Annotated in this window: 20 protein-coding genes; 11 read left to right on the top strand and 9 right to left on the bottom strand. The window is 50.6% G+C overall.

The genetic code is table 11. The features are described from left to right. Positions 1 to 50: 50 nt before the first annotated feature. Positions 51 to 1,157 (bottom strand): tRNA nucleotidyltransferase, encoded by a 1,107-nt coding sequence (locus C2M36_RS17100; protein ID WP_105253940.1) that lies wholly within the window; start codon positions 1,155 to 1,157, stop codon positions 51 to 53. 165 nt (positions 1,158 to 1,322) lie between these two features. Between C2M36_RS17100 and C2M36_RS04770 the strand changes: the two genes are divergently transcribed. From C2M36_RS04770 to C2M36_RS04760, 3 genes are read left to right on the top strand one after another with little or no spacing between them, the layout of a single operon-like run. Further along, a complete protein-coding gene (locus C2M36_RS04770; protein ID WP_105254006.1) occupies positions 1,323 to 2,246 on the top strand; it encodes an ExeA family protein in 924 nt (307 codons plus the stop codon). A 9-nt stretch (positions 2,247 to 2,255) separates the two neighbouring features. Next, entirely contained in the window at positions 2,256 to 3,185 is a 930-nt protein-coding gene (locus C2M36_RS04765) for a hypothetical protein (RefSeq protein ID WP_105253939.1), read from the top strand. Then, positions 3,145 to 3,330 carry a general secretion pathway protein GspB gene (locus C2M36_RS04760; protein ID WP_158678856.1) on the top strand — a complete coding sequence of 62 codons (186 nt, stop codon included), beginning with the start codon at positions 3,145 to 3,147 and terminating at the stop codon, positions 3,328 to 3,330. The genes C2M36_RS04765 and C2M36_RS04760 overlap by 41 nt, the downstream gene beginning before the upstream one ends. Positions 3,331 to 3,414: 84 nt before the next feature. Here C2M36_RS04760 and putA read toward each other — a convergent pair whose 3' ends face one another. After that, positions 3,415 to 7,218, bottom strand: a complete 3,804-nt coding sequence (gene putA / locus C2M36_RS04755) for a bifunctional proline dehydrogenase/L-glutamate gamma-semialdehyde dehydrogenase PutA (protein WP_105253937.1) — start codon at positions 7,216 to 7,218, stop codon at positions 3,415 to 3,417. A 285-nt stretch (positions 7,219 to 7,503) separates the two neighbouring features. On the opposite strand from putA, the gene C2M36_RS04750 reads away from it, so the two are divergent. Further along, complete coding sequence (locus C2M36_RS04750; protein ID WP_105253936.1) at positions 7,504 to 7,986, top strand: winged helix-turn-helix transcriptional regulator; 483 nt, start codon at positions 7,504 to 7,506, stop codon at positions 7,984 to 7,986. Between the two features lie 50 nt (positions 7,987 to 8,036). Here the strand turns inward: C2M36_RS04750 and C2M36_RS04745 are convergent, their stop codons facing one another. Beyond that, positions 8,037 to 8,627, bottom strand: coding sequence for a TIGR04211 family SH3 domain-containing protein (locus C2M36_RS04745; protein ID WP_105253935.1), 591 nt, complete (start codon positions 8,625 to 8,627; stop codon positions 8,037 to 8,039). A 189-nt stretch (positions 8,628 to 8,816) separates the two neighbouring features. On the opposite strand from C2M36_RS04745, the gene C2M36_RS04740 reads away from it, so the two are divergent. After that, positions 8,817 to 10,340, top strand: a complete 1,524-nt coding sequence (locus C2M36_RS04740; protein ID WP_105253934.1) for a CYTH and CHAD domain-containing protein — start codon at positions 8,817 to 8,819, stop codon at positions 10,338 to 10,340. Beyond that, positions 10,300 to 10,974 carry an START domain-containing protein gene (locus C2M36_RS04735; protein WP_158678855.1) on the top strand — a complete coding sequence of 225 codons (675 nt, stop codon included), beginning with the start codon at positions 10,300 to 10,302 and terminating at the stop codon, positions 10,972 to 10,974. Before C2M36_RS04740 ends, C2M36_RS04735 begins: the two co-directional genes overlap by 41 nt. A 46-nt stretch (positions 10,975 to 11,020) precedes the next feature. Here C2M36_RS04735 and metK read toward each other — a convergent pair whose 3' ends face one another. Continuing rightward, positions 11,021 to 12,172 (bottom strand): methionine adenosyltransferase, encoded by a 1,152-nt coding sequence (gene metK, locus C2M36_RS04730; protein ID WP_105253932.1) that lies wholly within the window; start codon positions 12,170 to 12,172, stop codon positions 11,021 to 11,023. A 348-nt stretch (positions 12,173 to 12,520) separates the two neighbouring features. Here metK and tkt point away from each other — a divergent pair, with 348 nt between their 5' ends. Continuing rightward, complete coding sequence (gene tkt / locus C2M36_RS04725) at positions 12,521 to 14,512, top strand: transketolase (RefSeq protein WP_105253931.1); 1,992 nt, start codon at positions 12,521 to 12,523, stop codon at positions 14,510 to 14,512. Between the two features lie 73 nt (positions 14,513 to 14,585). Here the strand turns inward: tkt and C2M36_RS04720 are convergent, their stop codons facing one another. From C2M36_RS04720 to gpmM, 5 genes are read right to left on the bottom strand one after another with little or no spacing between them, the layout of a single operon-like run. After that, positions 14,586 to 15,398 (bottom strand): divergent polysaccharide deacetylase family protein, encoded by an 813-nt coding sequence (locus tag C2M36_RS04720; RefSeq protein WP_105253930.1) that lies wholly within the window; start codon positions 15,396 to 15,398, stop codon positions 14,586 to 14,588. A 59-nt stretch (positions 15,399 to 15,457) separates the two neighbouring features. Continuing rightward, a complete protein-coding gene (locus tag C2M36_RS16970; protein ID WP_105253929.1) occupies positions 15,458 to 16,195 on the bottom strand; it encodes a S41 family peptidase in 738 nt (245 codons plus the stop codon). Beyond that, a complete protein-coding gene (locus tag C2M36_RS16965; protein ID WP_105253928.1) occupies positions 16,126 to 16,659 on the bottom strand; it encodes a S41 family peptidase in 534 nt (177 codons plus the stop codon). The genes C2M36_RS16970 and C2M36_RS16965 overlap by 70 nt, the downstream gene beginning before the upstream one ends. Before the next feature lie 32 nt (positions 16,660 to 16,691). Further along, on the bottom strand, positions 16,692 to 17,846 hold the full coding sequence (locus C2M36_RS04705) for a murein hydrolase activator EnvC family protein (RefSeq protein WP_105253927.1): 1,155 nt from the start codon (positions 17,844 to 17,846) through the stop codon (positions 16,692 to 16,694). Between the two features lie 11 nt (positions 17,847 to 17,857). Then, on the bottom strand, positions 17,858 to 19,393 hold the full coding sequence (gpmM, locus tag C2M36_RS04700) for a 2,3-bisphosphoglycerate-independent phosphoglycerate mutase (protein WP_105253926.1): 1,536 nt from the start codon (positions 19,391 to 19,393) through the stop codon (positions 17,858 to 17,860). Between the two features lie 149 nt (positions 19,394 to 19,542). Between gpmM and C2M36_RS04695 the strand changes: the two genes are divergently transcribed. From C2M36_RS04695 to gpsA, 4 genes are all read left to right on the top strand, one after another. Continuing rightward, positions 19,543 to 19,974, top strand: coding sequence for a rhodanese-like domain-containing protein (locus C2M36_RS04695; RefSeq protein WP_105188400.1), 432 nt, complete (start codon positions 19,543 to 19,545; stop codon positions 19,972 to 19,974). 19 nt (positions 19,975 to 19,993) lie between these two features. Continuing rightward, a complete protein-coding gene (gene grxC, locus C2M36_RS04690; protein ID WP_105253925.1) occupies positions 19,994 to 20,251 on the top strand; it encodes a glutaredoxin 3 in 258 nt (85 codons plus the stop codon). Between the two features lie 67 nt (positions 20,252 to 20,318). Then, on the top strand, positions 20,319 to 20,798 hold the full coding sequence (gene secB, locus C2M36_RS04685; protein ID WP_105253924.1) for a protein-export chaperone SecB: 480 nt from the start codon (positions 20,319 to 20,321) through the stop codon (positions 20,796 to 20,798). A gap of 3 nt (positions 20,799 to 20,801) precedes the next feature. Next, a complete protein-coding gene (gene gpsA / locus C2M36_RS04680) occupies positions 20,802 to 21,812 on the top strand; it encodes an NAD(P)H-dependent glycerol-3-phosphate dehydrogenase (RefSeq protein ID WP_105253923.1) in 1,011 nt (336 codons plus the stop codon). Positions 21,813 to 21,832 lie beyond the last annotated feature (20 nt).

Genomic DNA, 21,832 nt, shown 5'->3' with positions numbered 1-21,832 from the left:
CTTTCCTTTTATCTCCTTGGCGAGTAAGAAATAAACTTGGCCCCTTGTTTTCATGGGGCCAAAATGTTCTCTATGGCCTCAACTCGTCCCTGGGCCAGCGCCGTTTTTATGGCCGCTCCCTGGATGCCCTGGCGAATATAGGTCTGCGCATTCACCAGTTGCGCCGCCGCGGCCGCCTCGAGCAGTTGGGATTGGCCGCCAAAATCGCCCAACTGGGCACAGCCATAAGCCTGAACTAAATCGTCCAGTCGTTGTGGACGACGCCAAATATCCAATCGATTAAAAAGCGTAATCAGCTCTTTGGCCTGCCAATTCGCTTGTCCGAGTAGGGTTCCATGATTGGCCAGTGCTTCGGCCAGCTCGATATATTGCTTTGGCACTCGGTAGTGCTCATAAAACGCCTGTCTTGCTGTGTCATCCAGCGGTTGCATCACTTGCGCAAACTGACAGGGGGGAGCACAGTGGTGAGTGCGGCCATAGTCGATGCGCGCTTCTAAACGCTGTTTTTCCGTGGGCCAGCAGGTAGCTAAAGCTGGGCTCAGTGCACTAAGGGCATCACATTGGGCGAGGGTGTCGATAAAAACATGGATATAACCATCGTCAAGAGCCTTTTGCCATTCCATCCACACTCGCTCTGGGGTCAGCGCTTGAAGCTCGCCGCTATGGGCAATGTTGCGCATCAGGGTCAGGGTTTCTTCAGCAACATTAAAGCCCAGGTAGTGATAGCGGGCGCGGAAACGGGCCACCCGCAACACCCGCAGTGGATCTTCGCTAAAGGCGGGGCTGACGTGGCGGAGCAAGCGTTTTTCAATGTCGTCTTGGCCACCAAAAGGGTCGATTAGCTGTCCCTGTTCGTCTTGGGCGATGGCATTGACGGTGAGGTCGCGGCGCTCTAAATCCTGCTCTAGGGTAATATCCGGATTAAAGTCGCAAATAAAACCGGTGTAGCCCTGGCCTTGTTTACGTTCGGTGCGCGCTAAGGCATATTCTTCTTTGCTCTGCGGATGCAAAAATACCGGAAAATCCTTCCCGACCTGAGTGTAACCAAGGTGTTTCATTTCTTTGATGGTGGCGCCCACCACCACATAGTCGCGTTCTTTGACATGTCGCCCTAATAACTGGTCGCGTACAGCGCCACCGACTAAATATGTTTGCATCCGTTTTCCCGAGCGGCTAAAAAGATGATTGTAACAGAGTTTTATCATGGCGGTTTTTTTGCCATTATAAGAAGTGCGAGTGATAATTTAATTAAACCGCAGCGCTTAGTGCCTACCAGGGAGGTTTTCCGGGTAAGGCCTGTGGCAAAAACTAAGGACCTATTTGTGTATCTAGATTACTTTGGCTTAACCGAAAAACCCTTTTCCATCGCCCCAAACCCCGAGTATCTCTATCTCAGTGAGCGCCATAATGAAGCGTTGGCGCACCTGACGCATGGTTTGGGTGAGTCCGGCGGCTTTGTGTTGCTGACCGGCGAGGTGGGCACCGGCAAAACCACGGTAACCCGGTGCATGCTTGAGCAGGTGCCGGACTCGACTCAGGTGGCCTTTATTCTAAACCCCACCTTGTCCGAGCTGGAATTGTTGGCGAGTATCTGTGATGAACTGGAGATCGAGTATGATCACCAAAACGCCACCCTGAAGACGCTGACAGACCGCATTAAGGGCCGTTTGCTAAGCAACCATGTTAATGGCCGTCATACCATGCTGATCATCGATGAAGCACAACATTTGGCGCCGCAGGTATTGGAGCAGCTGCGTTTACTTACCAACTTAGAGACCAACCATAAAAAGCTGTTGCAGATTATTCTCGTTGGCCAACCGGAATTGCAGGCCTTGTTGCGTCGTAATGAGTTGCGCCAGCTTGCACAGCGCATTACCGCCCGATACCACCTGTTACCACTGACGCTGGCCCAGGTCGATGCCTATATTAAACACCGCCTTAAAATTGCCGGTGGCAGGCAGATCCTTTTTGATCGTGCCGCGGTAAAGCAAATTCACCAACTGACCGGCGGTATTCCTCGCTTGATCAACCTGTTATGCGAGCGCGCCTTGCTCGGTGCCTATTCGGCCCAGGTAAATCAGGTCAGCAAAAAATTGGTCACTCGGGCAGCTCAGGAAGCCTTGCCGGAGACCTTACCAAGTCAGAAAAATAACGGTACCGAGAGCCGCGGTAAACGTTTTGTTTTTACCCTGGGCGGGGTTATGATGCTCTTCGCCGTGGGCATTGGCTTATCTTACTTTATTTAGGGCTCTACTATGTCGCTGTTATTAGACGCATTAAAACAATCACAAAATCAATCGAGTGCCCTAGAATCTGAGCCCGATACATCGCAACAAGAGGCGCTAGATTTTTATCGCCGCCTAAGTTGGGGTTTAGTCGCCCTGGTGGTAGTCGCCGTGGTTCTGGTTGTTGGTTATTTTGCCGGCAAATGGTGGCAGGATAATAGCAATGAGCTATTGGTGCAGGCCAAGACACAGATGCAAGCGCAGATGCAATCACAGGGGCAGCAGCCGACCAATGCGAATGTCGGTACGGCGCAATCGGCCTCTCCGGCTCAGGTGAATGCCGAGTTGGCTTTGTCTCAAGCACAGCCAACCGATAATCCGCAGAATGGCCAACGGGTTGCTCAGATGAATTCACAGCAGGGGCAACTGCAGGGGCTACCGCAGGGGCAGGTTAATGTAAATGCCCTGCAGGTGCCGGTGCAATTCGCTCAGCCCTATCAGCAAATGGTGCCCGTGTATGTGATGGGACAAATGCCACAGGCCTATGGTCCCGGCACTTATATGCAATGGGTGCCCGCCTATGGCAATCCAATGATGGCAAACGCAGGCCAGTACCCACAGGGCTTTAATCCTGCGGCGCAGCAGGTCGATACCAGCCAATACAAGGTGGTGGGTAAGCCAATGGAGCAGGGCAATAATGATTATCAGCAAACCCAGCAGAACTACTCTTCGACTCCCAGCTATAACGATGCCGAGTTACAAGGGGTGTCAAACGATCTAAAACGTGCGTTTGCCGACGCCGTTGCCGCCACCGAAGGCATGCAAAACGATGATACCGTCACCACCGCGTCGCGCAGCAGTGCCATGGTAGAGCCCATCGAGTTGCTGCCGGGACGCAATTCAGAGCCGTATTCCACCTTTGGTCTATCAAGCCCATATTTATGCTACCGCGCAGGATAGACGCTGGATTAAGCTCAATGGTTATGAGTTGTATGAAGGCGATACAGTGGGGCGTTTGCGGGTGGTGGAGATCACCCCGGAGCAGACAATTCTAAGCGTCGATAACTATGAGTTCTCACTGGAAGCGATGCAGGATTGGCCTTAAGAGAGGCACCGGCTTATCGGCGTTTAGGCGTTGAGAGAATAATAAAAAAGGCGCCAATTGGCGCCTTTTTCAGTAGCTGACGATTTATTCTTCGTCTTCTACTAGGGTCATCAGCGAGGTGTTACCACCCGATGCCGTGGTATCGATACTGATGGTCTTTTCCGTCAGTAGACGGTTGATCAGGGTATCGTAGTACTCGGCGCTGATCACCGGCAGGATAGCACCCTTACGGTTAGCTAACTGCTGTGCGAAGTAGCCCAAGCGAGATGAGCGTGCCGCTACAACCGCACCGGCTAGGTGAGGGTGAGCCAAGATGGCTTGTAGCTGGTTCGGCTTAGCTACCTGCAGTACGCCCTCGGCTACACCGGTTGCGATGAACTTGTCGCGGAATGCCAAGGCTTCCTCATAGAAGAGCTCTGAAGCAACGGTGATAACCGTGTTACCCGCGGCCAGCGCGGTGATAATCGAGATCGCCCAGAAGTTGAACGAAGTACTCTTATCGGCATAACACACCACGCAACCACGAGGTTCTAGGTAAAGAATGTTCGACTCACCCGTTGGTCCAGGCAATACCTTAGGACGCTTCATGCGCTTTTCAATGCGGTTAAGCTGCGTACGTGCATCGCTTAAGGTCTTGGCCAGGTCGTCTGCTAGCTCGTCGATGATCTCTACCGTAGCCACTTTTGCCAATAGCTGACGCAGTGCCGATACGCGGTCGTTTAGCGCCGTTGCACGCCAGATTTTCTCATCGCGCATAGAGGTTGCCATAAGCGCCTCTACTTTTTCATTGGCGCCTGAGTAGTGGTGTAGATCCGCTTCATCCGCTGGTAGGTTGGTCATCTGCACGTTCTCTGGAGATGCCTTCTCTTTAACCAAACGTAGCAGGTAGTTAGGACCGCCGGCCTTAGGGCCCGTACCAGAAAGACCGCGGCCACCAAATGGCTGCACGCCAACGATAGCACCGATCATATTACGGTTAACGTAGACGTTACCGGCACGCGATTGACGGGCAACGTACTCACAACGCTCTTCGATACGTGAGTGAACGCCCATGGTCAGGCCGTAACCCGTGTTATTGATTTGATCAATCACGTTATCCAGCTCACCCGCTTTAAAGCGAACGATGTGAACAACAGGACCAAATACTTCACGCTTAAGTACCGACAAATCCTTGATTTCATACAAACGTGGTGCAAAGAAGAAGGCACCGTTTTCGTTGTTATCAGGGATTTCACACTGATAGTGCAGTGTGGCGTTGCCTTTTAGGTACTCAACGTGCGCGGTGAGCGCTTTCAGTGCTTTGTCGTCGATAACCGGACCGATATCCGTAGATAGGTAAGCCGGATCGCCAACATGGAGCTCGGCCATCGCGCCTTTAAGCATTTCGATAATGCCGTCGGCAACGTCGTCTTGAAGGAACAATACGCGCAGTGCAGAACAACGTTGACCGGCACTTTGGAAGCCAGAATTAATCACATCGTCTACAACCTGCTCAGGCAGGGCTGTAGAGTCAACGATCATACAGTTTTGGCCACCGGTTTCGGCGATCAGTGGTACCTGGATATCGTTACGCGCTGCAAGTGTTTGCGAAATCAGCGTGCCGGTTTCCGTTGAACCGGTGAACATTACGGCTTGAATGCGCTCATCAGGCACTATGTGCTTACCCACTTCACTACCGCGGGCGATCACCGGCTGAACAACGTGCTCAGGCAGGCCTACAGACTGCATTAGCTCAATGGCGCGCAGCGCGATTAGACTGGTTTGCTCAGCTGGCTTGGCGATAACCGTGTTACCGGTCACGATCGCAGCTACCACCTGGCCTAGGAAGATGGCCAGAGGGAAGTTCCATGGGCTGATACATAGCACCACACCACGGGCTTCAAAGCGCTCATCTTCTGCTAGCTCTTCGGCACGGGCAGCGTAGTAGCGACAGAAGTCAACGGCTTCACGTACTTCATCGATACCATCTTGAGTCACCTTACCTGCTTCCTTGATACACAAGGCAACCAGTTCATCGTGGTGACGTTCAAGAATGTCACCAATGCGACGTAGTAAGTTGGCGCGCTCGGTAACCGGGGTAGCCGACCAAGAAATAAACTCTTTCTCGGCATTTTCAAGCAGGGCTTGCATATCGTCGCCACTGTGCAAACGATGCTGACCGATGATCTCTTTGTGGTTTGCAGGGTTGCGCACCGCTAGGTTTCCTTCGGCAACCTGATCTTCGCTGATAAGGTGCTCGGCAAACCAGGCATCCAGATTCGCTTTTAATGGCGTAATGGCATTGATATCGGTTAGGTCCATACCCTTGGAGTTAGGACGCTCGTCACCGTATAGTTCAATCGGCAGTTTGATTTGCTTGTTGTACTTGTTACGCAAGCCTTGCAGGGTTTCTACCGGATCCGGCAGTAATTCTTCAACCGGCTTAGACGTATCAACGATGGCATTAACGAATGACGAGTTAGCACCGTTTTCAAGTAGACGACGTACCAGGTAAGCAAGCAGGTCTTCATGTTGACCAACTGGTGCATATACGCGGCACTGGATTTTTTCTTTGATCACGATTTGGTCGAATAAAGACTCGCCCATGCCGTGTAGACGCTGGAATTCAAACCCTTCGTTGTCGCCTTTAGCTACTTCCAAAATGGTTGCCGCTGTGTAGGCGTTATGGGTTGCAAACTGAGGGTAAAGAGCGTCCCGTGCATCCATCATTTTAATGGCGCAGGCTTTGTAAGAAACGTCGGTAGTGGCTTTACGGGTAAATACCGGGAAGTGATCTAAGCCATCTTGTTGTGTGGTTTTGATTTCGGTATCCCAGTAGGCACCCTTAACCAAACGCACCATAAGCTTGCGGCCAACGCGGCGAGCTAGGTCGGTTAGCCACTCGATAACGAAGATTGCACGCTTTTGATAGGCTTGAACGGCTAGGCCAAAACCTTGCCAGTCGCCAAGCTCGGCGTCGCTGAATACCGCTTCGATGATGTCTAATGAGATATCGAGGCGATCCGCTTCTTCGGCATCAACGGTAAGGCCGATGTCGTATTGCTTGGCAAGTAGCGCCAAGTCTTTAAGCTTAGGTACGATCTCTTCCATCACGCGTTCACGGTGAGTGAACTCGTAACGTGGGTGAATTGCCGAAAGTTTTACCGAGATACCCGGGCTTTTCACCGGGCCACGACCGTTGGCCGCTTTACCTATGGCATGAATCGCGGTGACATAGCTGTTGTAATAACGTTCTGCATCACGCATGGTGCGAGCGCCCTCGCCCAGCATGTCGTACGAATACACGTAACCCTTGCTTTCGGTTTCTGCTGCACGTTCGATGGCTTCGTCAATGGTTTGACCCATAACGAATTGCTTACCCATGATCTTCATCGCAAAGTTTACAGACTTGCGGATCACCGGCTCACCCAAACGACCTACGGTGCGCTTGAGTAGACCAAATTGGTCTTCTTTATTTTTGTCACTGTAGTTAACCATTTTACCGGTTACCAATAGGCCCCAAGATGAAGCGTTAACAAACAGTGAGTCGCTGCTACCCAAGTGTGAGCTCCAGTCGCCCTTGGCTAGCTTATCGCGAATTAATTCTTCTTGTGTTGCTTTGTCTGGCACGCGCAATAACGCCTCCGCCAAACACATTAACACCACCCCTTCCTCAGTCGACAGAGAGAACTCATTCAATAATGCATCAACACCACTTTGACCATCTTGGTCCTTACGGATGTTCAATACCATTTGACGAGCGCGCTCCCATGCGCGGCTGCGTGCCGTAACGCCTACTTCGGCCAGAGGAAGAATGTGATCAATAACTTCATTCTCATCAATACGATAAAAATCACGGATCTTCTGGCGAATAGGGCATTCAGTAATCAAATTGCCTTCAAATAACATAAGCAACCCTCAAAATAACGGAGTCTAAACATAGCAACTGTACCCTACACCACAAGGTGAGATGGTGGGGCCTCGGTTACGACAATTACTACATTGTAGGTTCTAACTGCGAGAGTGTAGATTTTACCTACGTGGATATTCAGTGTGTGCGGTTAAGATTGCGCTCTTAAGGAATACACATTCGCGGGCATTCTAAAGAAAATACCGCAGAATATGCTGGTTTAATTTTGGCAATTACGATAATTTACAGGGTATATTTGTAGCTTGCCCGTATAAAATTCTGTTATGTCGTTTATAGCCAAGTCTCGAGTCCTAGATAGAATCGATTTAGCCATCCTTGATGAGCTGCAAAAAAATGGTCGCATCTCTAATGTAAACCTGGCTAAACAGGTGAACCTAAGTCCCAGTCCCTGCCTGGATCGGGTTAAACGCCTGGAAACAGATGGTTTTATTGAGGGCTATTACGCCAAACTGAGCGAGCAAAAGCTTAACCAAAGCCTCTTGGCTCATGTACAGGTGTCACTGGTAACCTCCAATACCTCGGTGTTTAAAACCTTTAAGGAGCACATCATGAACACCCCGCAAGTCGTGGAGTGTGACATGGTGGCTGGCGGCTATGACTACCTGCTTAAGGTGCGGGTGAGTGATATGAATGAGTACCGTCAGGTGCTTGGCGATTTGGTTGATATCCCCGGGGTGGGCACACACCATACCTATATGGTGATTGAAAAGGTGAAAGAAGACACCGGCTTGCGAATTGAGTTATAAAAAAGAGCGCCTAAGCGCTCTTTTTTATTGTAAGTCATGTAAAGGCGAGTTTACGCCCAACCATCGTAGCGCTTTCTGCGCGATAGGAAGATGGTTAAAATGATCCCCAGGAATAAACCGATAAAGGCAATGGCACCGCCATAGGTCAGTAACTGACGCTTTTCTTTGGCGCGCAGATTCTGCTGTTTGGTTTGAATGGCGTCGCGCTCGGCAATGGCTTGATCAAGCTGGGCCTGTAATTGCTCGGATTGCGACGTTAAATCGCTGTTCATGCTTTGTAATTGTGGTACCTGAGCCTGCACATCACGTAACTTCTGCTGGGTGCTGGCCAACTCTTCGGCCAGGTTTTGGTGTTTTACCTTAAGGCTTTGCTCTTGATTGATGAACTTGCTTTCTACCCAGCCTTGGCGCTCTTTATCGTCGACAATTTCGAAAAAGCCGTTATTTTCGGTGCCGGTAACCAGCTTGATTTCGGTGCCGGCATTAACAGAGCCGACAATACGGTAGTTTTTACCCGCGCCAGAGTGCATGAAAATGTATAAATCGTCACTGATATAAGCGGTACTTGGTGCGGCATGGGCCGTCTTGGTGATTAGTGCGCTGGAAATAAAAAGTAGCGCAACACACAGGTGTTTTAGCATGCAACTAAACCTTGTTTACGTAAATAAGATGTTGATTGAGGCATAGTATTGGCTGACGTGGCGATTGGCAAGGCCGATTTTGTAACCCAGCCCTGTCTCTAAGGGCCTAAAAGCATGCAAAAAGTTTGCATTCATTGACGGCTTTGTTTATGTTGTCTTCTTGTCAATTTCATTGGTCTTCTATAACGCATGGACACTGAAATAGAGCTGAAATTTTTAGTTTCTGAGGCGGTCATTCCGTCAATTCCAGCACTTATCACACAGTTTGCAAAAACCGTAACCAACAAGCCTTCACGTAATCTGCAAAACGCCTACTTTGATACTCCCAGTCGTGAACTGCGGGCCTTGGATATAGGTCTACGTACACGCTGCTGCGATGGTCAATGCGAGCAAACCATTAAGCTTGCCGGCGACAATGTCGGGGGCTTGCATCAGCGTCCAGAGTTTAACTTGCCCATTGAAGGCAACCGTCCCGAGTTGAGTGAATTCGATGCCGGCATTTGGCCGCACGGGGTGCAGGTCGAGGCCATCGCCGATAACTTATACCCGCTCTTTAGTACCAACTTTATTCGCCGTACCTGGCTGTTAGAAACCCAGGCCGGCACCTTGATTGAAGTGGTGTTGGATAAGGGCGAGGTGGCCGCCAATGCCAGCGTTGAGCCGATCTGCGAATTAGAAATTGAATTGATTAAAGGCGAGCGCAGCGAACTCTTCTCCCTCGCTGAAAAACTGATTGAAAATCTGCCGCTGCGCATGGGACTCTACTCCAAGGCGGCGCGCGGTTACCGTTTGGCCGATGACCAGCCGCTGGTGGCGAGTAAGGAAATCGACATGGTGGCATTGAGCAACGCCGACTCACAGGAGCGGGCGCTGGAGAAGTGTCTAAGCCATGGCATCACCTTTGTGCAAAAGCACGAGGAATGCTATTTCCAAAAGCCTACTTTAAAAACCCTGAAACGCATTACCGACGGAGTTAGCCTTATTCGCCATAGCCTGTGGTTGTTTAGCGACATCGTTGAAAAGCAGGACACCGAGCGCTTACGCTCAGAGCTGAAATGGCTGTTAAGTGAATTAAGCTGGGTGGAAACCGCCATCCAACTGAAAACCTTTACCTCGAAAAAGCACGCTTACTATAAAAAGATCAATGCGGCACCCGAGTTGGCGCAGGTAATAGACGATTTAAAAGCGATTCAACCGAGCATTGACGAAGTGCAAAAGGTCTTTACCAGCAAACGCTATAATCTCTTGCTGTTAGATCTCACCATCTGGTTAACCGAGCGTGGCTGGCGACAGTCCTGGGGACAGTCGCAATTCCAGGCGGCGGAGAAAAACATCCATGAGATCGCCGCTCATTTGCTGGAGTTTGACTGGCATGAAATGCGCGCCTTAGTCGACAAGTATTCACCGCTTTCAAGCAGTGAATACTTGAACTTAAAACATCGTCTTGAGCGTAATTTATTGAGCGGGTGTTGTTTAGGCGCCTTGTTCGATGAAAGTGCGCGAATGAATTTCCGAGCCCCCTGGCTGGATATCATTCATGGCACCTTCGAGTTATTCACTCTTAATTACCTTGGCCAACTATGCCAAGGCAAGGACAGCGAGGAGCTGGCGAAAATCCAGGCCTGGCTGGCACAGAAAACGGAAAGTCTACTGGGTGCCATGGAGCAAAGTCGTGAAGCAACGCGTAATATTCAGCCTTATTGGCGCGATTAGTCTACTGAGCGCGCAAAGCTACGCCTTTGCGGAGCAAGCAAATTGGCGCACCTGGAAGCACTCGCAGCAATACCAGGTGCACTATTATAAAAATGCGGAAGGACACTATGCCATAAAGGCAAAGTTGTTTATTGCCAAGGCCACCAAGGCGCAGTTTATTAGCCTGTTGCACGACACCAAGCATGCGCCCGATTGGCTTGAGGGCGTTAAGCGCGTTAACTTACTCGGCAGTCCCAGTGCCAATCAAACCCTGGTCTTTACCCTTCTAAATTCGCCCTGGCCGGTGGCCGACAGGGAGCTCTACACCGAATCTTGTTACCAAGCCCTGCAGGGGCAAAGCTCACGCTTGTTAATCCAGAGTCTGGACCCCGACCAAGAGGTGGGGAGAGGGCGAGTACGTATCAAAGAGTTAGAAGCGCTGTGGACGCTAACGCCGCGAACGGATGGTTTGGTGTTGGAATATGAGGTCGTGGCCGACCCGGGCGGTGCCATTCCCACCTGGCTGAGTAACAGGGTGTCGCTAAACAGTGTCTACAAGACGCTGATGAATTTACGCCGGTTGCTGCCTAAGACCCAGGTCATGTCACCTCTGCCTTTGCAAGAAGGTGATTGCTCCGGCTTTAAGCAGAAATAAAAAAAGCGCTCAGTGAGCGCTTTTTTCTATGCGGTTTGCGGTTGCCTTAGAAGCCCGCGTCTGCTTTTAATGCTTCTACTTTGTCCGTCGCTTCCCATGGGAATTCGTCGCGACCGAAGTGACCGTAAGCAGCGGTAGGCTGATAAATAGGACGCTCAAGGTCAAGCATCTGGATCAGGCCGTAAGGACGTAGGTCGAAGTGCTTGCGGATAAGTGCAATTAGGTGCTCTTCGTCTAATTTACCTGTGCCGAAGGTCTCTACGCTGATAGAGGTAGGCTCGGCCACACCGATAGCGTAAGACACTTGAATTTCACAACGATCTGCAAGGCCGGCGGCAACGATGTTTTTCGCTACGTAACGGGCTGCGTAAGCTGCTGAACGGTCAACCTTTGATGGATCCTTACCAGAGAAGGCACCACCACCGTGACGGGCCATACCACCGTATGTATCTACGATGATCTTACGACCAGTCAGACCACAGTCACCCATAGGGCCACCGATAACAAAACGACCGGTAGGGTTGATAAAGAACTTAGTGGCTTTGGTGATAAGCTCGGCCGGAAGTGTTGGCTTGATGATGGTTTCCATCACAGCTTCTACCAGGGCGTCTTGTGAAATGGTGTCACAGTGCTGAGTTGAAAGAACAACTGCGTCGATACCAACCGCTTTACCATTTTCATAGGCAAAGGTTACCTGAGACTTTGCATCAGGGCGAAGCCAAGGTAGCTCACCGTTTTTACGAACGTGCGCTTGACGCTGTACTAGGCGGTGTGAATAAGTAATAGGAGCCGGCATCAATACGTCTGTTTCGTTACAGGCGTAACCGAACATTAGACCCTGGTCACCGGCGCCTTGATCTTCAGGGCGTGCACGGTCAACACCTTGGTTGATGTCTGGAGACTGCTTACCAATGGTGTTTAGGATGGCGCATGAATCCGCATCAAAGCCCATATCTGAATGGGTGTAACCAATTTCACGTACTGTTTTACGAGTAAGCTCTTCGATATCAACCCAAGCGCTGGTGGTGATCTCACCGCCAACCATAACCATGCCGGTCTTTACATAGGTTTCACAAGCGACACGGGCGTGCGGGTCTTGCTCCAAAATAGCATCTAATACCGCATCTGAAATTTGGTCAGCGATTTTATCCGGATGTCCCTCGGATACTGACTCAGAAGTAAATAAATGTTTTGCCATTGGTCTTTTCTCACAAGTCTCGCGCTTCCCAAACTCGTCACCAACCTCTGGGCGCAGCGCAGCATAAAAATAAGGCGCGTATTCTAGCTAAATGATCGCACCTTGCATAGCAATTTTACGCCTAGACGTCCAAATTACTTATTTCCATTCTCCAAGCCTATTGCTTGCCCTTAAATAAGCTAAAGTTTTTACTCTAGTTGATGAGTAATTCTAAAGTCACCCGCTTTGGCCATAAGTTTTATTTGCAGGGGGCGTATGAATAAGTAAAAATGGGCACCTATTTTGCCTTCGCTAGCATGAGCAAAGGCGAATCTTCCAGCGCAAATACACTTAAAGGTAGGAGAATTCATGCCATCTCGCAAAGAACTCGCTAACGCCATCCGCGTCTTGTCTATGGACGCCGTTCAACAAGCTAAATCAGGTCACCCGGGTGCCCCTATGGGCATGGCCGATATCGCCGAAGTCCTTTGGCGCGACTATTTAAAGCACAACCCTACTAATCCTCAGTGGGCTGATCGCGACCGATTTATCCTGTCCAATGGCCATGGTTCAATGCTGATTTATTCGCTGCTACACCTAAGCGGCTATGACCTACCTATGGAAGAAATTAAAAACTTCCGTCAACTACATTCAAAAACACCGGGTCACCCAGAGTATGGGTATGCGCCGGGTGTTGAGACCACTACGGGTCCATTAGGTCAAGGGATCACTAATGCCGTGGGTATGGCTATCGCCGAGAAAGCCCTGGCTGCGCAATTTAACCGCGAAGGTCACGACATTGTTGACCACTACACCTATACCTTTATGGGTGATGGCTGTTTGATGGAAGGTATCTCGCACGAAGCCTGTTCATTGGCGGGTACTCTGGGCCTTGGCAAGCTGATCGCATTTTGGGATGACAACGGCATCTCCATCGACGGTGAGGTAGAAGGCTGGTTTAGCGATGATACTCCTGCACGTTTTGAGTCTTATGGCTGGCACGTGGTGCGTGGCGTTGATGGTCACGACAGCGAAGCGATTCGCGCGGCCATCGAAGAAGGTCGTGCTAACTCAGACAAGCCTACCCTTATTTGTTGTAAAACCGTGATTGGTTACGGCTCACCGAATAAATCGGGCAGCCATGACTGCCACGGTGCACCGTTAGGTGATGAAGAAATTAAAGCGGCACGTGAATTCCTAGGTTGGAGCCATGACGCTTTCGTGATCCCTCAGGACGTTTACAGCCAGTGGGACGCAAAAGAAGCGGGTCAGCAAAAAGAGCAAAGCTGGAAAGATAAGTTTGCTGCCTATAAGGCTGAGTTCCCTGAACTAGCAGCGGAATTTGAGCGTCGTCAAAACAGTGAGCTACCTGCGGATTGGGCTGAAAAATCACAAGCCTACATCGAGCAGCTGCAAGCAAACCCGGATAACCCGGCAACGCGTAAAGCATCACAAAATGCCCTGAATGCCTTCGGTCCTATGCTACCTGAGTTTATGGGTGGTTCGGCGGACTTGGCCGGCTCAAACCTAACGCTATGGAGCGGCTCTAAAGGCTTGACCAGTGATGATGCCAACGGCAACTACATCTTCTACGGTGTGCGTGAGTTCGGTATGTCGGCGATCATGAATGGTATCGCACTGCACAAAGGTTTTATTCCTTACGGTGCGACCTTCTTGATGTTTATGGAATACGCTCGTAACGCGGTACGTATGGCGGCGCTGATGAAAACGCCAAGCATCTTCGTGTATACCCATGATTCAATCGGTCTGGGTGAAGACGGTCCAACGCACCAGCCGGTAGAGCAAATGGCGAGCCTGCGTTATACCCCTAACCTAGTTAACTGGCGTCCTTGCGATCAGGTTGAGTCGGCTATCGCCTGGCAACAAGCGATCGAGCGCAAAGACGGTCCAACCTCACTGGTATTTACCCGTCAAGGTCTAGCCCAGCAAGAGCGTAACGCAGAGCAGTTGGCAAACGTTAAGAAGGGTGGCTATGTACTAAGCTGTGACGGTAACCCAGAGGTGATTCTGATCGCTACCGGTTCAGAAGTACAGCTGGCTATGGATGCAGCCACCGAATTGCGTGCACAAGGCAAGCAGGTGCGTGTGGTATCTATGCCTTCGACGGATCTGTTCGATGAGCAAGACGCAGCGTACAAAGAATCTGTACTGCCGGCAGCGGTGACTCGTCGCGTTGCCGTTGAAGCCGGCATCGCCGACTTCTGGTACAAGTATGTAGGCCTAAATGGCAAGGTGATCGGCATGACTACCTTTGGTGAGTCGGCGCCTGCGGGTGAGCTGTTCAAGCTGTTCGGTTTCACCGTGGACAATGTGGTAGCTGCGGCTAACAGCCAATTCTAATCGCTTGTTTAAAGACATCAGAAAAACCGCGCATGGCGCGGTTTTTTTATGTCCTCAGAAAAACGAGCGATTGTTATTCGCTGGTCTTCGCCGTTTTTGCTTGAGCCAGGCGCAGGGTGCGTTGCTGTACTAGCTGTGACAGTGGCACTAACTCAATGCCTTCCGCTTTAAGCTCATTTAGGGCACTTTGCAAAAAGGCAAAGGTTTCCGGGTAAGGGTGGGCAATGGCCACCGCATAATCATGTCGTTTGGCGATGTGCTTGAGCTGATCAAAGCGAAAACGTAGCTGTTTTTCACTGGTGATATTATCTAAAAATACATGTCGCGCTATGTTCTCGACGCCATAAAGGGTGGCAATACTTTGTGCTTTGGAGTGCGGGGTGGTTTTGCTGTCGAGAAAATACAGGTCCTGCTCCTTCAGCACTTCCATGGTCCAGTTCATCGGCATGTTTTGTTGCGTTAAGAGCGAGCCCATATGATTGTTCACCCCTTTAATATTTGGCAGACTGTTTAACGCCTCGCGTAAGCGGCTTTGAAAGTCTTCCTTAGGCAAATTCATGGTCAGGGCGCCGGGTCCAAGGGCAAGATCATTGAGGGATTGCATGGGCGCGTGGAGTAATATTTCTCTGTTTTGCTCATTGGCCAGGGTGGCAAAGCGGGTTGCATAGGGAGTGAACGGCAAGATGGCAAAAGTGAGCTGGCCGGGTAAGTTTAAGGCGGCTATATCATTACGTTGATAACCAATATCGTCGATAACGATGGCCACCTGTTTTGCTTGTACCGTTTGACTTACCAATGGGCAAACCAGCAGCACAACCACAGCAATCCATTTAAGTGTGTGCACAGTAATATTTATTCTTCTGTTGATGTTATTAACCAATTTCATTAATGCGATTGGTTTTATTCGAGCCAATGCATTGTGCATTGGCTCACTATTATTATTGTTTAGTATTCTTCTAGCAGTTGCTGGGCTTTTATCAACTGTGTGTCCAATAAAGCGGTAAGATTGCTATTGGCACTTTTCCCAGCCGCTAAATTGATTATAACCTCTTTATTTGATTGGGAAAGGTCTGGTTGCAAAATTGCGACATCCGGGGTGATCCCAGTCCCCTCAATTGAAATACCCGCCGGGGTATAGTATTTGGCGGTAGTCAGTTTTAAGGCACTGCGGCCATCGCCTAATGGGATCAGCGATTGCACCGAACCCTTGCCATAAGAGCGGGTTCCCACCACCTTGGCTCTGTGATTATCTTTTAATGCACCAGCCACTATCTCCGCCGCGGAGGCCGAACCTTGGTTAATCAGCACGACGATGGGAGCGCCTTCTAAAATATCTCCAGGCTGGGCAACAAAGCGTTGATTGGCCTCAATAAAGCGGCCTCGGGTTGAGACTATGGTGCCGGTGGAAAGAAACAGGTCGGCGATATTGATAGCGCTATCGAAGGTGCCGCCTGGGTTATCCCGTAAATCGATCAGCAGGCCCTTCAATGCCGTGCCACTTTGCTGCTGCATCTTGGTGATATGACGGGCGACGTCATGATAACTGTGGTTATTAAAGCTGTTAATGCGCAAGTACCCGGTGCGGTTCGCTTGCAGCTCGCTGTTCACGCTTTCTATATGGATGGGCTGACGGGTGAGGTGAAAATCGAGCCGTTGTGAATGTCCGGCGCGGGCAATGGCCAAAGTGACCTCACCATTTTCACGCTGTTGATCAGTTTTGAAACGTCTTCTAGTGATTTATCGAGCACAGCGACGTCGTTGATTGCCAATAAAATATCACCACCAAGCAAACCAGCGGCCTGGGCCGGAGAATTGGGCAGCGCCGAAACGATCACCACATGGTCCTGACGTTTTTCGACCTCGATACCCAGGCCCTTATATTCGCCATTGGTGACGTCAAACAGGCGTTTTAATTCCTTCTCGTCGAGGTATTCGCTGTAGGGATCAAGCTCACTAAGCAGGCTGCTTAGCACATGATGATCCAGTTTGGCACGGTCCACTTCCTCGACATAAAAGTGGTTAATATGGAATAAAACTTCTTCGAGCGGGCTCTCCTGCGCCGCTGCTGAGGCACTGAAAATGCTTAGCGCAATGGCTATGCACCAGATTGAAAAGTGCCTAAAAATGAGTGCGATATGTGCAAACATAGGCTGCCCCTTGTGGCGCAGCCGCTATTCATTTAGGAGGACCTGCACCAGGTAGTTGGGTTAACGGCACGTCCTTTGTGACGTATCTCGAAGTATAGACCAGGATCAACCTGGCCGCCGCTCTGACCAACCAGGGCAATGGTCTCACCTTGATAGACCTGATCGCCCACTTCCTTGAGCAGGGCTTGAGCATGGCCGTAGAGGCTCATGTAGCCCTTGCCATGGTCAACCACCATGACCCAGCCAAAGCCCTTCAGCCAGTCGGCAAACACTACCTGACCGTCTTCGATGCTGTTGATGTTACTGCCTTCTTTGGCATTGATCACCACCCCTTTCCAATTAAAGCCGGGGCGTTTTCGGGTGCCAAAGCGATGCTTTAACGGCCCCCGTGTCGGCCAGCTTAATTTGCCCTTACTGCTGCCAAGGCCGAGCATGGCAACCTGGCGCGCCTTGGAGTCTTCCAGTTCTTCTATGGTGGTGATCAGGGTTTGTTCGTTGTCTTTTAGGTAGGCGATGGAGCTTTGCAGCTGGTTTAATTCGCTTTGCAGCGCCTGTACCTGAGCCTGGCGCTCGGATTTCGCAGCCAACAATTGCTGCCTTTGCTGTTCTTCTTGGCTGCGCAGTTGTTCTAGTTGCTCGCGGTTTTGTGCCAGCGCCAATTGGTTCTGTTCAATTTCTTCGAGGGTTTGGCGCAGTTCATCCAGTTGTTTTAAGCGCGCCTTGTTAAGGTAGTCATAGTAACTAATGGTGCGCTCTAACTTAGCGGTGTTTTGCTGATTGAGTAGTAACTTGGAGTAATCGTGACCACCGACCATGTAGGCGCTTTTTAGCTGCGCCGCCAAGGCGATGTCTAAGGTTTTGCGGCGCTGCTCTAATTGCTCAGCCTGCGTTTGTAATTCGGTGTATTGCCTGCGATTGGCGCTGATCTGGCCATCGAGCTCTCTGAGCTCTTTGGCATTATTGGCTATGGCTTGCTCTGATTTTTTTAGTTGTTGTTGTAACGAGCCCAGAGACTGTTTTTGTGTTTTAAAGTTTTGCTGGTTTTTCTTCAGCTCTTGCTGAACTTCGGTTAAGTCTTGCTTGGTGCGGTTTTCATTACCGCTGGCGGGTAGGGCGCACAAAGACAAGAGTGCCGCGCCTAGCAGCGACACTCCTGTGTGTGAGCCTAGGTGGATAAACCTAAACATACGCGTAACGATTAACGCAACAGCATGATCGGCGAGCCTGTCATTTCTGCAGGCTGCTCCATGCCTAGTAGGTGCAACATGGTCGGGGCCACATCGCTCAAGGTTTTACCCGCTACCGGCTCGGCATCGCGACCGATATAGATAAAGGGCACAGGTTCGCTGGTGTGGGCGGTGTGTGCCTGGCCGGTTTGTGCATTTTGCATTTGCTCGGCATTACCATGGTCGGCGGTGATCAAGGCTTCGCCACCGGTTTGTTCCAAGGCTTCCACGACACGGCCAATACAATGGTCAACGGCTTCACAGGCTTTCACTGCCGCTTCGAAAACACCCGAGTGACCAACCATATCGCCGTTGGGGTAGTTACAGATGATCACATCGTACTTGCCGCTGTGAATCGCTTCGACCAGCTTATCGGTCAGTAGCTCTGAGTTCATTTCCGGCTGCAAATCATAGGTAGCCACATCCGGCGATGGGATCAGCTCACGACTCTCACCTGCAAATTCCTGCTCGCGGCCACCGCTGAAGAAGAAGGTGACGTGCGCGTATTTTTCGGTTTCTGAAATACGCAGCTGAGTCTTATCATGCTTGGCCAGCCATTCGCCCAGCACATTGTTAAGCGGCTCGGGTGGGAAGGCCACCGGCGCGTCGATATCCGCAGCGTATTCGGTGAGCATGACAAAGGCCGCCAGCTGTGGGGTTTTCTTTTTGCTGAAACCGTTAAAGTCGGCATCGACAAAGGTGCGCGTCATTTGACGGGCGCGATCGGCGCGGAAGTTCATAAACAACACCGCATCGCCATCATTAATGGTGGCGGCAGTATCGCCAATCACGGTTGCCTTAACGAATTCGTCGTTTTCACCGCGCTCATAGGCGGCGTGCAATCCGCTTACGGCATCGGCAGCCTGATATTCGGCTTCACCCAAAACCATCAAGTCGTAGGCGCTTTCAATACGCTCCCAACGGTTGTCTCTGTCCATGGCATAGTAGCGGCCGATAAGGCTGGCTATGCGGCCTTTACCTACGCGCGCAAAGGCGGCGTCGATATTCTTCAAGGTGGCTTCGGCGCTGCGTGGTGGCGTATCGCGGCCATCTAAGAAGGCATGAACATAAATTTCTTGTGCGCCACGCTCAGCTGCAAGCTCGATGGCGGCGATAATATGGTCTTCATGGCTGTGTACGCCACCTGGGCTCATCAGCCCCATTAGGTGTACCGCCTTGCCCGCATTTACGGCGGCATCAATGGCGTTAACCAGCGCTGGGTTAGTGGCAAAGGTGCCATCGTCAATGGCTTTAGTGATACGGGTAAAGTCCTGGTACACAACGCGACCGGCACCAAGATTTACATGACCCACTTCGGAGTTGCCCATTTGCCCATCGGGAAGACCTACGTCCATGCCGGAACCGGAAATTAACGTATGTGGGCATTGTTGCCAAAGTTTGTCTAAAACCGGGGTGTTAGCGGCCAAAATGGCGTTACTTTCGCTTTCTTCACGATAACCCCATCCGTCTAGAATCATCAAAACGAGTGGCTTTTTGGGCTGTGTCATTGTATCTCCTGGGTAATGTGCACGTGCTGTTAATATCCTACCGTTTTTTGCGCAATATCGCAGTAGAAAATATTTCACTAATTGGTAAGTGCAAGGCAAATGTGTATACTTGTGCCGCCCTCAAGGTTTGAACTAACAAAGTAAAACGTATGGAACAATACATAGAATTTATCGGTAATCATCCGATTTTAAGCATTATCTGGTTGGTTATCGTGTTTATGCTTATTTCGGGATGGTTTAAAAGTAAGTTTTCGGCCATTAAGCAGATCAATCCGCAGCAGCTCACCTTGTTGGTGAATCGCGAGGACGCGGTCGTGGTTGATATTCGCGCCCAGAAAGACTTTACGGCGGGGCGTATTGCCAATGCCATCCACCTTAGCGCGGAAAAAGCGAAACAAAGTGACTTTGCAGAGCTTGAAAAGCATAAAAGCCAACCCATTATATTGGTATGCGCTACGGGTATGACGGCCTCAGGCATTGCCAACAACCTAGGAAAAGCTGGGTTTGAGAGTGTATTTATCCTTTCTGGTGGCATGCAGTCATGGCAAAGTGCCGGATTACCTCAGGTATCGGGCCGCTAAGAAATATTAAGAGCAAGTTATGAGCGATGTAGTTTTATACAGCAAAGATTATTGTCCCTTTTGTCAGCGTGCCAAGGCACTGCTAGATAAAAAAGGTGTCACTTATACCGAGTATGATATTGGCCTTCAGCCCGAGCTACGTGACGAGATGATCGCCCGCGCAAATGGCGGCTACACAGTGCCGCAAATCTTTATCGGCGACCAGCACATAGGCGGCTGCGACGATATGATGGCACTCGAAGCTCGTGGCGAATTAAACGCGTTATTAAACGTATAACAACTTATTAGGTATCGAGCCGCAGCGAAGGCGGCTCAGTACCATCAACAGATTGATAGGAACGACAATGGAAGAGCAAAATCAAGGCGCAGCACAAGAACAACAAGCGCAATTCTCAATTCAACGTATCTACACTAAAGACGTATCTTTCGAGACGCCTAACTCACCGGCTATTTTCCAAAAAGAGTGGAAACCAGAAGTTAAGCTAGACATTGATACGCGTTCAAACAAGCTAGAGAACGGCATCTATGAAGTGGTGTTGGCACTCACAGTAACCGCGACTATCGGCGAAGAAACGGCTTTCCTATGTGAAATCCAACAGGCTGGTATCTTCACTATCGGTGAACTAGAAGAGTTACAAACGGCACATATGCTTGGCGCTTTCTGCCCGAACGTACTTTTCCCTTATGCTCGTGAGGCCGTGTCGAACCTGGTTAACCGTGGTACTTTCCCACAGTTGAACCTGGCTCCAGTTAACTTTGACGCGCTATTTGCCCAATACATGCAGCAACGTGCTGCAGAGCAAGCACAACAAGCTGACGCATAAGTTATGAGCATAAAAGCACCTTCAGCTGTTACTGTTCTAGGGGCGGGGTCTTATGGCACCGCCCTTGCTATTTGTTTCGCCCGTAACGGCCATCCGGTGACCTTATGGGGCCGTGACGCCGAGCAAGTCGAAAAGCTCGCTCGCGAACGCAAAAATGAACAGTATCTCGGCGATATCCCTTTCCCTGAAACCTTGGCCCTTGAAAGCTCGCTAGAAAAAGCGGTGCAAAGCAGCGACATCGTTTTGGTGGTGGTTCCCAGCCATGCCTTTGCCGGGCTGTTGGAAACCATTGCCCCTATGTTGCGCAGCGACGCCAAGGTTGCCTGGGCAACCAAGGGCCTTGAGCCAGAAACCGGGCGCTTATTGCAAGATGTGGCCACGCAAAAACTGGGCGATAAGGTGGAACTGGCGGTGTTGTCTGGGCCTACCTTTGCTAAAGAAATGGCCGCGGGATTACCCACGGCGATTTCGGTGTCGGCGACCAGCGATAGCTTCTGCGAGCGTTTATCTAGTCTGCTTCATTGTGGTCGCTCATTCAGGGTGTATCGCAATAATGACTTTATTGGTATCCAGCTTGGTGGTGCGGTCAAGAATGTCATCGCCATAGGTGCAGGTATCTCTGATGGCTTTGGTTTTGGCGCCAATGCCCGTACCGCGCTGATCACCCGAGGTTTAGCCGAATTGTGTCGCCTGGGCTGTGCCCTTGGAGCCAAGTCGGAAACCTTTATGGGGATGGCCGGGTTGGGAGATTTGATCCTGACCTGCACCGATAACCAGTCGCGTAACCGACGCTTTGGTTTAGCCTTAGGGCAGGGCCTGGATGTGGAAGCGGCGCAGCAGCAAATCGGCCAGGTGGTTGAAGGCTATAGAAATACCAAAGAAGTCTATATGCTGGCCAAGCGCTGTGGTATCGAGATGCCGATCACCGAGCAAATCTATCAGGTGCTGTATGAAAACAAAGACGTGAAAGAAGCCGCCATGGCTTTGCTAGGGCGCGAACAGCGCGCCGAGTAAGTGCCCGACCAGGTTCTTTC

The organism is Pseudoalteromonas sp. T1lg75, assembly GCF_002964705.1.
In the GTDB taxonomy this organism is placed as follows: domain Bacteria; phylum Pseudomonadota; class Gammaproteobacteria; order Enterobacterales; family Alteromonadaceae; genus Pseudoalteromonas.
The sequence above is the reverse complement of the archived record's forward strand: the minus strand, read 5'-3'. Positions and strand labels throughout refer to the sequence as shown.

Coding starts and splice junctions, on each gene's coding strand:
- C2M36_RS17100 (WP_105253940.1), bottom strand. CDS start 1,157: ATGCAAACATATTTAGTCGGTGGCGCTGTACGCGACCAGTTATTAGGG.
- C2M36_RS04765 (WP_105253939.1), top strand. CDS start 2,256: ATGTCGCTGTTATTAGACGCATTAAAACAATCACAAAATCAATCGAGT.
- putA (WP_105253937.1), bottom strand. CDS start 7,218: ATGTTATTTGAAGGCAATTTGATTACTGAATGCCCTATTCGCCAGAAG.
- C2M36_RS04750 (WP_105253936.1), top strand. CDS start 7,504: ATGTCGTTTATAGCCAAGTCTCGAGTCCTAGATAGAATCGATTTAGCC.
- C2M36_RS04745 (WP_105253935.1), bottom strand. CDS start 8,627: ATGCTAAAACACCTGTGTGTTGCGCTACTTTTTATTTCCAGCGCACTA.
- C2M36_RS04740 (WP_105253934.1), top strand. CDS start 8,817: ATGGACACTGAAATAGAGCTGAAATTTTTAGTTTCTGAGGCGGTCATT.
- metK (WP_105253932.1), bottom strand. CDS start 12,172: ATGGCAAAACATTTATTTACTTCTGAGTCAGTATCCGAGGGACATCCG.
- tkt (WP_105253931.1), top strand. CDS start 12,521: ATGCCATCTCGCAAAGAACTCGCTAACGCCATCCGCGTCTTGTCTATG.
- C2M36_RS04720 (WP_105253930.1), bottom strand. CDS start 15,398: ATGAAATTGGTTAATAACATCAACAGAAGAATAAATATTACTGTGCAC.
- C2M36_RS16965 (WP_105253928.1), bottom strand. CDS start 16,659: ATGTTTGCACATATCGCACTCATTTTTAGGCACTTTTCAATCTGGTGC.
- C2M36_RS04705 (WP_105253927.1), bottom strand. CDS start 17,846: ATGTTTAGGTTTATCCACCTAGGCTCACACACAGGAGTGTCGCTGCTA.
- gpmM (WP_105253926.1), bottom strand. CDS start 19,393: ATGACACAGCCCAAAAAGCCACTCGTTTTGATGATTCTAGACGGATGG.
- C2M36_RS04695 (WP_105188400.1), top strand. CDS start 19,543: ATGGAACAATACATAGAATTTATCGGTAATCATCCGATTTTAAGCATT.
- grxC (WP_105253925.1), top strand. CDS start 19,994: ATGAGCGATGTAGTTTTATACAGCAAAGATTATTGTCCCTTTTGTCAG.
- secB (WP_105253924.1), top strand. CDS start 20,319: ATGGAAGAGCAAAATCAAGGCGCAGCACAAGAACAACAAGCGCAATTC.
- gpsA (WP_105253923.1), top strand. CDS start 20,802: ATGAGCATAAAAGCACCTTCAGCTGTTACTGTTCTAGGGGCGGGGTCT.